Below are 11223 nucleotides of genomic sequence, written 5' to 3' on the forward strand. Positions count from 1 at the left end.
TTTCGCAAGGGGCGTTTGGACGAAGCAGTATCACGCCCGCCCGTGCGTGGCGCGCCATTCCGCCTGGCGGCGCAGTTCCAGCTTGGCCACCGTTTCGCGGTGCACTTCGTCGGCGCCCTCACCGATCCGCACGGTGCGCATGTGCGCCCACATTTCCGGCAGCGGCGTATCGTACGTCAGGCCAGCGCCGCCATGGAACTGCATCGCGCGGTCAAGCACTTTGAGCGCCACCTCGGGCGCGAGAACCTTGAGCTGCGCAATCTCGCCGCGCACCGCTTTCATGCCCTGCTGCTGCATCCGCGTGGCGGTCTGGACGATGAACGCGCGGCACGCGTCGATCTCGATCCGGCTGCGGGCAATGGCATCGGTGACCACGCCGCGATCGACCAGCGGGCGGCCGTTGATCACGCGCTTTTCCACCCATGAGCACATTTCCATCATCGCCCGTTCCGATGCGCCCATCGCGCCCATGCCGAGCTGGATGCGCCCCACACCCAGCGTCGACTGCATCATCAGAAAGCCTTCGCCTTCCTTGCCGATGAGGTTGCCCACGGGCACGCGCACGTTGTCGAAAATCAGGTCGCAGTGGCCGAATGGGGCATCGTCATAACCCATCACGGTTTCGATCCGGCCCGTGCTGAGCCCGGCAGCCTCACGCGGGACCAGCACCATCGAATGGCGCGCATGGCGCGGTGCGCTGACGTCGGTGGCGCCGAGCACGAGGAAGAACTTGCACTCGTCCATCGCGCCGCCTGTTGCCCACGACTTGACGCCATTGAGCACCCATTCGTCGCCATCGCGCTTGATGTCGAACTTGAGGTCCGTCGGGTCCGACGAGGGCACGTTGCGTTCGGTGATCGAGATACACGAGCGGATGTCACCGGCCAGCAGCGGCTTCATGTAGCGTTCCTTCAACTCGTCGGAGGCGTGCGCCGCCATCGCCGTGCCGTTGGAAATCGTCCCGGTGTAGCAGTTGAAGATTTCCGGGCCGTGGTTGCACCAGTTCATGATCTCGGCGATCGGCGCATATTCGGTCAGCGACAGCCCGCGTCCGCCCAGTTCGACCGGCATCGGGAACAGCCACAGCCCTTTTTCACGGGCTTCGGCGCGCAGCTGGCGCATGATCGGCGTGTAGGTCCAGCGGTTGGCTGCGGCCTGCAACTGGTGGTGATGCTCCGCCTCAGTCGGGATCACCCGTTCGAGCATGAATGCCTCGACGTCGCGCACTAGATCCTGGCCGGCCACGCATCATTCTCCCACATCGCTTTATTGTTGCGCTAGCGTATCATCCGCTGCATCACAATAGCTGATAACAGGCCGGACCGTGCTTCCGGCCACGGGGACAATGGATGCGTGCACTGGTCTGCCGGGAATTCGGCCCGCCTGAAACCCTGAAAGTCGAGATAGTTGCCGATCCGGTGGCCGGCCCGGGACAGGTGCTGGTCGCGATAGAGGCGGCCTGCGTCAACTTCACCGATGTGCTCTCGACCGGCGGACGATCGCAGCTCGCGCGCGATTTTCCGATGATTCCGGGCGTCGAGGCGGCAGGAACGGTCTTAGCGCTGGGCGAGGGCACGACCGGGTTCGCGCTGGGCGATCGCGTGCTGTGCCAGTTGATGTGCGGCGGGTTCGCCGAGCTTGTTGCGGTCGATAGCGATGCCGTGGCCCGCATTCCCAACGCCATGACGATGGACGATGCCGCTGCGTTCTACATCGCCGCCTTTACCACGTGGCATGCGCTGGTGACGCGGGCGCGACTGACGGAGGGCGAGTCGCTGCTGGTGCTGGGCGCGGGCGGTGGGGCAGGGCTGGCCGCCGTGCAGATGGGCAGGGCCCTGGGCGCACGCGTGGTCGCCGCGGCCTCGTCGGAAAGCAAACTGGCGCTGGCGCGTGACGCGGGCGCCGATGCGACGCTGCTCTACGCGCGCGGGCAGCTCGATCTCGCTGCCCAGAAAGGTCTGGCCCTGCAACTGCTCGAATCGGCCGCCAGCCGTCGGCGGGTGACGATCGGTACGATCAACGCGGTGCGCGATGCAGCAGGCTTCGACGTGATCTACGACGGGGTCGGCGGTTCCTATGCCGAGCCAGCGATCCGCGCGCTGGCGTGGGAAGGGCGATACCTGTCGGTCGGGTTCGCTGCGGGGATGCCCAAGGTTGCGCTGGGACCCCTGCTGTTCAAGAACGCCAGCCTTTATGGCATCCAGCCGTCCGAGCCCGAACTGCGGCTGCCGGGTCGAACGCCGGCTGCGCTGCGGCAGTTGTTCGCGTGGTACGAGCAGGGCCTGCTGCACCCGATCATCACCGAGCGCTATGATCTTGCTCAGGCGGGCGCGGCGCTGCGCCGGTTGCTTGATCGCGAGGCGGAAGGGCGGATCATCGTCACGATGCGGTGATTACTCCTTGAGCCCCGGCAGGCCGGAATCCGCATGTTGCGCAAATCGCCCATTGATATGTCGCTGGCACATTGTTAGCGTGCGTATCAAATAAGGAGACTGGGATGAGCGGCGTATTCCTGAAGCTGGATCCGACCAACTGGGATACCGAAGAAAGTCCTTACGGCGACGAGATGGAGATGTACCGGTCTACGGTGCGCGCCTATTTCGATCGAGAGGTCGAGCCGCGCTATCGCGAGTTCGAGGCGGCTGGCACCGACCGCGCAATCTGGAAGAAAGCGGCCGAATACGGCATCCTGGGCACCACCATCCCCGAGGAATACGGCGGCCCCGGCGCCAATCGCTTCGCGATCATGGTCGCGTCGGAGGAGATGGGCTATTCGCCCGCCGGGGCGACGGCCGGGTCGTTCATCGGCACCGACATCTGCACCAATTTCCTCGTCGACTACGGCACCGAGGAACAGAAGCGTCACTACTTCCCGCTGATCCTGGCGGGCGACTGCATCCAGTCGATGGGCATGACCGAGGCCGAGTCTGGCTCAGACGCGTTCGCCGCGCGCACCACGGCGGTGCGAGCCAAGAATGCTGAGGGCGGCGACGAATGGGTGATCAACGGCAGCAAGATCTACATCTCCAACGGCGCCAAGTCCGACATCTGCTATGTCCTGTGCAAGACCGCGCCCGAACTGCGCGCCAAGGGCATGAGCATGATCATCGTGCCCAAAGGCACGCCCGGCTTCACCCAGCGGCGCATGATCACGCAAGGCTATGCGGGCGGCGACACCGGCGAGCTGTTCTTCGACGACGTGCGTGTGCCGGTCACCAACCTCGTCGGACCCGAAAACGGCGCGGCGGGCATGTTTGTGCCCAACATGGCGCTTGACCGGCTGCAAGTGGTGGCGCGCTCGATCGGCGCGGTGCAGCGCGCGTTCGAGATGACGCTCGATCATTGCCGCAACCGCAAGCTGTTCGGCCAGCGGCTGATCGATTTTCAGAACACCCAGTTTGTGCTGGCGCAGATGGAGACCGAAATCCGCGTCGGTCGCGCGTTCTACAATTCGCTGCTGCGCAAGGTTTCGGGCAACAACATCACCGATGCCGAAAGCTCGATGGCCAAGATCTGGCTGACCGAGCTGGAGTTCCGCACCCTCGACAATTGCGTCCAGCTGTGGGGCGGTCAGGCGTGGATGGACGATCATCCGATCAGCCGCATGTTTACCGCAGCGCGCGTACAGCGCATCTTTGCCGGCGCCACCGAACTGATGAAACACACGCTGGGACGGCGCTACACCGGCTGAAGCCGCGAGCGTTGAGATCAGCTACGGGAGACTATGCCGGGTGAACGATATCCGCTTGCTGGATGGCCTCAAGGTCGTCGATCTGGGTGTGGGCATGGCTGCTGCACTGGCCGCCAAGCTGCTCGCCGACATGGGCGCGGACGTCGTGCGGATCGAACCCGCAGCGGGCGATCCGTTTGCGGCGACGTATCCAGCCTACGAGGTCTGGCATCGCAGCGCTCGGCGCGCCGATGCCGCTGCGCTCGATGCTGAACTGACGGCGGCGGACGCCTGCCTGTTGGGCGGGGAGGATCATCCCGATCTGCCGCGACGGCGCGATGTGGCCGAACTGTCTGCGCGCTTTCCCGGCGTGGTGTTCCTCGACATCACCGATGGGCCGGAAGGCACGGACTACGTCGGCCCGTCGACCGAACTGCTGGCGCAAGTGCGCGCAGGCCTGGTGTGGGAACAGGAGCCGGGCCGGCCGATCGTGAACGCGTTCGAGCCGGGCAGTTATGGTGCTGCGCTGCAGGGGGTGATCGGGTTGCTCGGCGCGTTGTTCGAGCGCGAGGCGTCGGGCACGGGGCAGGTTGTCACCACCTCGCTGTTCGAGGGCGCCCTGCAGTGGATCGGGACATATTGGGCCAAGCTGGAAAAGCCGACGCCCGCGTCCGATTTCGTGATCCCGCGCGGCGTCGCGCCGCTGATCTTCCGCACCCGCGACGGCAAGTTCCTGCACATGGCGATTGGCGGAGCCGGGTCCAAGTACGGCTTCTACCAAGCGCTCGAGATCGACGATCCCACGGTGCTGCCCGGTGACAGCGGTATGCCCAAGCCCGGCGGCAGCCGCCGAGATTTCTTCGGCGATTACGAACTGCTCGCCGAACATGTGGCCAGGAAGGACAGCGCCGACCTGCTCGCGCGGATCTGGGAACGCGGGTTGCCCGCCGAACTGGTGCAGAATCCCGGCGATTGCTGGGACGAGGAGCAAGTGCGTCACAACGGCGTGATCGCGCGCGACGCTGATGGCATCCGCCATGTGGCGCTGCCGTTCCGCGCACATCCGCTGGGCGCGGGCGCGGCCAAGCGTGCTGCCCACAGCGCGCGCCCACTCGACGGCATCAGCGTGGTCGATTGCGGGGCGTTCGTCGCGGGTCCGCTGGCCGGCGTTGCCCTGGCCGAGCTGGGGGCGGACGTGATCAAGGTCGAGGCGCGGCAGGGCGATCCCAACCGCTCGATCTACAAGTCGTTCCTTGTCGCCAATCGCGGCAAGCGCACGATCGGCGTCGACATGAAGAACGCCGAAGGGCTGGGGGTGGTGCACAAGTTGTGCGCGCGCGCCGACGTGGTGATGAACAACTTCCGTCCGGGCGCCTCGGCCCGCCTCGGTATCGATCCGGCGAGCCTTGCCGCGATCAACCCCGCGTTGGTGGTGCTCGAAGCGCCAGCGTTCGGCAACGAAGGTCCGCTCGCGCTCAAGGCCGGGTTCGACATGGTCATGCAGGCCTGGACCGGGCACGAGGCCAAGGCGGCGGGGGCGGGCAACGATCCGCGCTGGAACCGCACCAACCTGGTCGATATTGCCGGCGGCATGCTCGGCTCGGTATCGGTGCTGGCCGCGTTGCTCCATCGCGAGCGGACGGGCAAGGGCGCGAGCCTGGAATCGCCGCTGTGCAACGCCGGCATCTTTACGCTGTCCGAACTGATCCAGCACGCCGACGGCAGCTTCGCCGGCGTGCCCAAGCTGGGCCAGAGCCTGTCGGGCTACACTCCGCTCGAATGCCTGTACTGCACCGACGACGGGTGGGTGGCGGTGGTTGCGCGCGGTCGCACGGCTGCGCTCGGCCTGCGCGATGCGCTCAGGCTCGATGCGGCGCTCGATGACGATTTCGCGCAGTGGGGCTATGCGGCCGAGCGCGCGATCGGTGACCGGATTGGCGGTTACAGCATCGCCGATCTGGTCGCATTGCTCACGCCGCTCGGCATCTGGGTCGAACCCTGCCGTGATGGCAAGGAACAGCAGATCCTGTCCGACCCGGCGCTGATCGCGCGCGGCACCGTGCGCTCCACGATCCACCCTGTGTTCGGCTGGATCAATGAACTGGGATCGGGTTTCGCGCTGTCACGCTCGGCCACCGGCAACGATCGCGCCGCGCCGGAAAAGGGTGCCGATACCCGCGCTATTCTCGACGCGATCGGTTATGCCGAGCCGCAGATCGATGCGTTGTACGAAAGCAAGGCGGTCGTCTGACCACCGCGCATTCCATCAAATTCGTATCCAGAAAATTGCCACGCCAAGGACATTGCCATGACCGTGCATGAACTTCTCGACGTCGACCTCACCAACGATCCGCGGACCCGCGGCCAGCACATGATCGAGGATCTCGACCAGATCCGCGACACCGATCCGGTGCACTGGAGCGAGAAATCGCGCTGCTGGTTCGTCACGCGGCATGCCGATGTCGTCGCTGCATTCCAGCGCAAGATCCCGGTGACCAACGACGGGCGCATGTTCCCGGTGTTCCACCTGATCCCGCCCGAGGAGTGGGGCGCGCGCATCCCGGCGCTGGTCAAGTATTCGGACTTGTGGATCACCAGCAGCGAAGGCGATCGCCACGCCCGGTTGCGCTCGCTGCTGATGAAGGCGCTCAACCGCAAGATCGTGGAGAACCTGCGGCCCTATGCGCAGGCGCGCGCCGAATTCCTCGTCGACACAATGCTGTCGGCCGGCGAACTGGAGTTCAACGAGACGATCTCGCGCGCGATGACCGGTGACGTGCTGTTCAAGCTGCTCGGCATGCCGCCCGAACTGGTCCCGCAATTGCGCGACTGGGCGACGTGGCTGATGGAAGGCGTTGGCGCGACGGTGCCCACGCCCGAGCGGCTGGAGAAAGCCAGCTACGCGCTCGAGAAGATGAACGAGGCGGTGCTGATCGAACTCGACAAGCGCCGCACCGATCCCAAGGATGATCTCATCACCGGGCTGCTCAACGCGGCCGAAGGTGAGGACAAGCTGACCATCGACGAAATCCTTGCGCAGATGCACGTGGCGATCGTGGCTGGCCACGACACGACGATGAACACGCTGACGCTGTCGGTCGACGCACTGGCGCGCAACCCGGATGCGTGGGCGTGGGTCGAGCAGAACCAGGACAAGATGCTCGACATCGTGACCGAACTGCAGCGCTACATCGGCATGGTCGGCGGGCAGCCGCGGCTGGTCTACGAGGATTTCGAGTTGGGCGGCAAGACCATCCGCAAGGGCGAGGTGATTGCGGTACTGATCGCGGCGGCCAACCGCGATCCGGCGGTGTTCGCGCATCCCGACACGCTCGATTTCACGCGCGACAACCGGGGGTCGATGGTATTCGGGCCTGGCGTGCATTTCTGCCTGGGCCATCACTTGGCCAAGATGCAGCTGACCGAATTCATGGGCGCGCTGGTGCGCAAGGTGAAGACGATCGAGGTGCTGGACGAAGACCTCGATTTCCTGCCGGTGTGGGTGTTCCGCGGCGTGTACAAGATGAACGTGCGCGTGACGCCGCGCTAGAGTTCAGCTGCCCCGGAACACCGGCTTGCGCTTTTGCGTGAAGGCGGTGATCGCCTCGACGAAATCCTGCTGCATCGTGACCTGACCGAGCATGGCGATTTCGCCGTCGAGCGCTTCGGCCAGCGTCTGGCGCTCGGCGGCGTTGAACAGCGCCTTGGCGCCACGCGTGGCCGCCGGCGGGCTGGCGGCGATGCGCCCGGCGATGGCAGTGGTGCGCGCTTCGAGTTCGGCATCGGGGACAAGGAAATTGACCAGCCCGTAACGCTCGGCCGTCGCTGCATCTATCCGTTCGGCCAGCAGCGCCATCTGCAACGCCCGCGCCATGCCGACCTTGCGCGGCAGTGCCCAGCTTTCGCCGTGATCGGGAGTGTGGGCGAGATCGAGCTGCGGCAGGCTGAACCTGGCGGTATCGGACGCCACCACGATATCGGCCATGATCACGATCTGCAGCGCCACGCCGATCGCGTGCCCGCGCACCGATGCGATGACCGGTTGCGGCACGTGCTGCAGCGCCAGCGCCAGCGGTTTGGAGAGCGTGGAAACCGCCTTGGTGAACGTGTCGCGGCGCACTTCGGGTTCGGGTGAAAGCCAGTCGGCGATGTTGCCGATGTCGCCGCCCGACGAGAAATTGCTGCCTTCGCCCGATATCGTGACCACGCGCGTTGTGGCGTCGCTCGCCAGTTCCTCGAACGCCCGGGTGAGGGTCCTGATCATCTCGTCGTCGATCGCATTGAGGCGATCGGGGCGGCTAATGGTGATCGCGCAGATGGCGTCACGGCGGTTTACGGCAATACGGTCCATGGTGGTCATACTCCCACAAACGATCGTGCCGTCACGCAAGGGGCCTTGCAACGAAATAATGATCCTGCGTATTGTGATCCAACGAACAAGAACGGAGGGCGCGATGCCGCTGAACTATGACCCCGACATTTTCGGCGAAGAACACGAGATGTTCCGCCGCACGGTCCGCCGCTTCTTCGAGGCCGAGGCCGACCCTTATGTCGAGCAGTGGGACCGCGACGAAAACATGCCGCGCTCGTTCTGGCTGAAGGCCGGCGAAGCGGGAATTCTGGGCATCGGCGTGCCGGACGCGTTCGGTGGGCCGGGCGGCGATTTTCTGCACCGCGTGGTGATGACGCAGGAAATGGGCTATTCGATTTCGGGTGCCAGCATCGGCCCCGCCGTGCAGCGCGACCAGATGTGCGAACAGCTGATGGACTTCGGTACGGAAGATCAGAAGTGCCGATTCTTGCCGAAGATGGTCAAGGGCGAATGCCTGCTCGCGTTCACCGTGACCGAGCCCGATTCGGGCAGCGATCTTGCCGCGATCCGCACGACAGCGGTGCGCGACGGCGACGATTACGTGATCAACGGCGCCAAGACCTATATCTCGGGCATCGCCGACGCCGACTTGTTCATGATCGCGTGCAAGACCGATCCTGCCGCCGGTTCGCGCGGCATCTCGATCTTCCTGGCGGAACGCAACACGCCGGGCCTCAACATCGGCCGTGTGCTGCACAAGATGGGCTGCCACGCCTCCAACAACGGCGAGCTGCATTTCGACAACTTGCGCGTGCCGGCCGCCAACTTGTTCGGACCGCTCAACGGCGGGTTCAAGGTGCTGGCCAAAAGCCTCAACCGCGATCGCCTGATGTGGGGCATCATCAGCCACGCCGCCGCAACGCGCGCGTTCGACCTGACCGTGGACTTCGTGAAGAACCGCAAGGGTTTCGGCCAGACGATCTTCGATTTCCAGAACACCCAGTTCAAGTTGGCCGATCTCAAGGCCGATCTCGACGTGGGTCAGGCCTACATCGACCGCTGCTTGCGCACGTATCTGCGCACGGGCGAAGTGGACATGCAGGAAGCGACCGTCGCCAAGCTGTGGTTGCCGGAAATGGAAGGCCGCGTGCTCGACCAGTGCGTGCAGTTGCATGGCGGGGCGGGCTATATGGACGAATACCCGGTGTCGCGGCTGTTTACAGCGGGGCGCCTTCACCGCATTTTCGCGGGCACGGCCGAGATCATGCGGATGCAGATCGGTCGCGCGCTCTAGACCATCGGCAACGGGCGGATATCAGCCCTTGCTACGCTCCTTGAGCTCTGCGTCCATGTCCATCAGGCACTTCTTCATGCGGCCGAGGATCTCCTCCGCCTGCCTGATTTCGTCCGGGGTCACGACGTCGAGCATCTCGCGATTGAGCGCAATCGCGCGCGCTTCCATGCCGGCCAGCACCGTCGCTCCGGCGGGCGTCATGACGATCCGCTTGGCCCGCCGGTCGACTGGATCGGCCTTGCGCTCGATATAGCCTGAGGCTTCGAGCCGATCGAGCAGCCCGCCCAGCGCGACCTTGCCGATGTCGAGGACGTTGGCGAGTTCGGTCTGCATCATTTCGTTGCCGGGGTCGCGCGCAAGGTTGGTCAGCACCCACCATTGCGAACGCGTGATGCCCAACGGTTTCTGGACCTTGTCAACGATGGTCCGCCGCAGACGCGACACATCATGGATCAGGAAACCGAGCCGAAAGCGGCTCACCGTCGGCGTGTCGGACTGCTTCACAGGCCTGCCCCCAAATTCCGCCCTGCCTTTATCGACCCTGCCCAGATCGACCGGCAAATACGGTACATAGCGATGTTATCAGGAGCCTAATAATAAGCAAGCGAATGTAATCGGAGCGCAGTGCGGCAGATCGGTTTGTGCCGACAAGCAGCGGACTAACACCACTAGTCACCAGTGGAAGACAGGGCCGGAACACAGTGCGGCAGTCACCGGTTTATGCGGAGCGCCCATTCCGAAGATCAGAGTCCATCTCCATCAGCCGCTTTTTCATGCGGTGCATGATGTCCTCGGCGATCTTGACTTCTTCGGGCGTGACGTCACGCAGCGTATCGCGGTTGAGTTCGGCGCCCTGTGCCTGCATCCGCTCAAGCACTTCTTCGCCCAGTTGGGTCATCACGATGCGCTTGGCGCGGCGATCGGCCGGATCGGCCTTGCGTTCGATGTAGCCCGACGCCTCCAGCCGGTCGAGCAGCCCGCCCAGCGCGACCTTGCCGATGTCGAGTACATTGGCCAGTTCGGTCTGCATCATCTCGTGCGCGGAATTGCGCGACAGGTTGCTCAGGACCCACCACTGCGACCGGGTGATGCCCAGCGGCTTCAGCGCCTTGTCGATAACTGTCCGTCGCAGGCGCGAAACATCGTGGATGAGAAACCCGAGCCGGAACTGGCTGGCCACGGGCGCATCGGTGTATTCCATTTTTGTCAGTCTTCCCCGAATTACTCCATCACTTGCGAGGGTGGGCCTTGGCTGTCAAGAAAATTGGACGGTCATGCTATATCAGCATCCTGACTATAAGCTGGCGAACTTGTATTGACCTCGTTGCAGCGCGACAATATGCCGATGCGCAAACGGGAGATCGATGTGCTGACGCCACTGGACGAAACGCTGCACCATCAGGCGCCCCTGACGTTCGATCACGTCGCCACCACCGATCATCGCTTCTATGATCGCCAGCTGATGGGCGGGTTTCGCGCCGACGGCGAAGTGGCGTTTCTGGCCGGGATCACCGTGTTCAAGAACATGAACGTGATCGAGGGTTTCGCGATGGTGCAGACCCGTTCGGCGCGCCAGTACAACGTGCGGCTGACGCGGCAACTGCGCCCGATGCCCGGCAGCGAGGCGTCCATCGGCCCGCTCTCGCTGCACATCGTCGAGGCGTTCCAACAGCTGCGCTATGTGCTGGACGCGGGCGATTATCCCATTGCGCTGGACATGACGTTCGACGCGATGCTGCCGCCAAGGCTGGAGCAGCCGCACGTTTCGCGCGGCGACGGCCGGCTCCACACCGATTACTTGCGCTACAACCAGCTGGGCCGGATCAGCGGGCACGTCACGGTCGATGGCGAGACGGTCGCCGCCGACGACTGGTTCGGCTGGCGCGATCACAGCTGGGGCGTGCGGCCGGGCGTCGGCGGGTTCGAGCCGATGACCGGCACGGCGGG

Annotated in this window: 10 protein-coding genes; 6 read left to right on the top strand and 4 right to left on the bottom strand. The window is 64.5% G+C overall.

The window, feature by feature from the left end; translation table 11 throughout:
• Positions 1-30: 30 nt before the first annotated feature.
• Entirely contained in the window at positions 31-1245 is a 1215-nt protein-coding gene (locus NL2_RS15780; RefSeq protein WP_157083208.1) for an acyl-CoA dehydrogenase family protein, read from the bottom strand.
• A 104-nt stretch (positions 1246-1349) separates the two neighbouring features.
• Between NL2_RS15780 and NL2_RS15785 the strand changes: the two genes are divergently transcribed.
• The 4 genes from NL2_RS15785 (at position 1350) to NL2_RS15800 (ending at position 7220) form a co-directional block, all read left to right on the top strand.
• On the top strand, positions 1350-2393 hold the full coding sequence (locus NL2_RS15785; RefSeq protein WP_068076657.1) for an NADPH:quinone oxidoreductase family protein: 1044 nt from the start codon (positions 1350-1352) through the stop codon (positions 2391-2393).
• 104 nt (positions 2394-2497) lie between these two features.
• Positions 2498-3691 (top strand): acyl-CoA dehydrogenase family protein, encoded by a 1194-nt coding sequence (locus tag NL2_RS15790; protein WP_068076658.1) that lies wholly within the window; start codon positions 2498-2500, stop codon positions 3689-3691.
• 40 nt (positions 3692-3731) lie between these two features.
• Complete coding sequence (locus NL2_RS15795; RefSeq protein ID WP_068076659.1) at positions 3732-5921, top strand: CoA transferase; 2190 nt, start codon at positions 3732-3734, stop codon at positions 5919-5921.
• A 57-nt stretch (positions 5922-5978) separates the two neighbouring features.
• Complete coding sequence (locus tag NL2_RS15800; protein ID WP_068076660.1) at positions 5979-7220, top strand: cytochrome P450; 1242 nt, start codon at positions 5979-5981, stop codon at positions 7218-7220.
• 3 nt (positions 7221-7223) lie between these two features.
• Here the strand turns inward: NL2_RS15800 and NL2_RS15805 are convergent, their stop codons facing one another.
• Positions 7224-8021 (bottom strand): enoyl-CoA hydratase/isomerase family protein, encoded by a 798-nt coding sequence (locus tag NL2_RS15805; protein ID WP_169799529.1) that lies wholly within the window; start codon positions 8019-8021, stop codon positions 7224-7226.
• Between the two features lie 103 nt (positions 8022-8124).
• Between NL2_RS15805 and NL2_RS15810 the strand changes: the two genes are divergently transcribed.
• On the top strand, positions 8125-9276 hold the full coding sequence (locus NL2_RS15810; RefSeq protein WP_068076662.1) for an acyl-CoA dehydrogenase family protein: 1152 nt from the start codon (positions 8125-8127) through the stop codon (positions 9274-9276).
• Between the two features lie 21 nt (positions 9277-9297).
• Here the strand turns inward: NL2_RS15810 and NL2_RS15815 are convergent, their stop codons facing one another.
• Positions 9298-9780, bottom strand: a complete 483-nt coding sequence (locus NL2_RS15815) for a MarR family winged helix-turn-helix transcriptional regulator (protein WP_068076663.1) — start codon at positions 9778-9780, stop codon at positions 9298-9300.
• A gap of 214 nt (positions 9781-9994) precedes the next feature.
• Entirely contained in the window at positions 9995-10477 is a 483-nt protein-coding gene (locus NL2_RS15820; RefSeq protein WP_068076664.1) for a MarR family winged helix-turn-helix transcriptional regulator, read from the bottom strand.
• 165 nt (positions 10478-10642) lie between these two features.
• Here NL2_RS15820 and NL2_RS15825 point away from each other — a divergent pair.
• The coding region (locus NL2_RS15825) for an Rv3169 family protein (RefSeq protein WP_500797116.1) at positions 10643-11223 on the top strand (581 nt) is incomplete at its 3' end.

It is taken from the genome of Novosphingobium lentum NBRC 107847 (assembly GCF_001590965.1).
Lineage (GTDB): Bacteria > Pseudomonadota > Alphaproteobacteria > Sphingomonadales > Sphingomonadaceae > Novosphingobium > Novosphingobium lentum.